Here is a 917-nt window from a genome sequence, read left to right as displayed (position 1 = left end):
GTTACTCAAAAGGACGCAAAACGCTTGGCTTGCGCTCCTTCGTAGCTAATTTTAGCCAAGCATTTATGCGCCCATTAGTAAGGCGTTAGCAGTCAAAAGTGAACAACGAAAATTTTACCTTCAAATTATCAACATTAATTCTGAACATACTTCTTTTTATTGGTGGAGTGTGGCTGATCAATGTTTTGTGGCAAGATGTTGTTGATAGCGTTGTTAATTTTAACGAGTTAAGTGATTTTTACTTTATTGTTTTTTTTGCGTGTCTAATATGGATTGTATTGTGTGAATTTGGTTATCAAATAATGCTGTTCTTCCCACGAGGTAGAGCATTGGAGCTTAACTCAGATTCTTTAAAGGTTTGCACAGTTTTTGGGATGAAGACCATACCTAAAAAAGCCGTGAGAGGTTGCAAAAATCCAGTTCATAGGGCTACTGGAGGTCTAAAAGCCGGTCTCGTAATTATCTCAGTTGCTCCAGAGTACAGAGTTATGGGGCCTTATGGTTTCAAAATTAACCCGCAGTTCTATGGCTCTTCAGTAGCTGGTGAAAATGAAGTCTCTTTAGTTAAAAAAATCAGAGCATGGCGGAAACAAAGCAACTGCTAACAAGGCCGTTAAACCAAGGACACGAAACAGCAGGCTTGTGCTCCTTCGTCGCTAATTTTAGCCTGCTATTTTGTGCCGTTTACGGCAAACGTTAGAAAGCCTATGAAGAATTTGAGTTACCTTTTAGCTTTGTTGTTTTTATTTGGTTGTGGGAAGAAGGAGCCGGATCCTGTTTGGGATTGGGGGTATTTACCTTCGTCAGAAATATCGAACTCTAAACGGAAGCAATGTGCTCACGAGTATTACCAGTCTTTTCCAATTTCGACAGATAGTGGAGAAAGCCTTAGGATTGGACAAAGCTCAATTTCTGGC

Annotated in this window: 2 protein-coding genes; both read left to right on the top strand. The window is 40.0% G+C overall.

What is annotated here, in order from left to right; genetic code table 11:
• The first annotated feature begins 98 nt into the window (after nt 1–98).
• Nucleotides 99–605 carry a hypothetical protein gene (locus tag AN394_RS21140; RefSeq protein WP_055022520.1) on the top strand — a complete coding sequence of 169 codons (507 nt, stop codon included), beginning with the start codon at nt 99–101 and terminating at the stop codon, nt 603–605.
• A gap of 102 nt (nt 606–707) precedes the next feature.
• A partial coding sequence (locus AN394_RS22370) for a hypothetical protein (protein WP_235576291.1) occupies nt 708–917 on the top strand: 210 nt, incomplete at its 3' end.

This window comes from Pseudoalteromonas sp. P1-26 (assembly GCF_001401795.1).
GTDB lineage: Bacteria > Pseudomonadota > Gammaproteobacteria > Enterobacterales > Alteromonadaceae > Pseudoalteromonas.
Note: the sequence above shows the minus strand (reverse complement) of the source record. Positions and strands in the feature narration are given on the sequence as shown.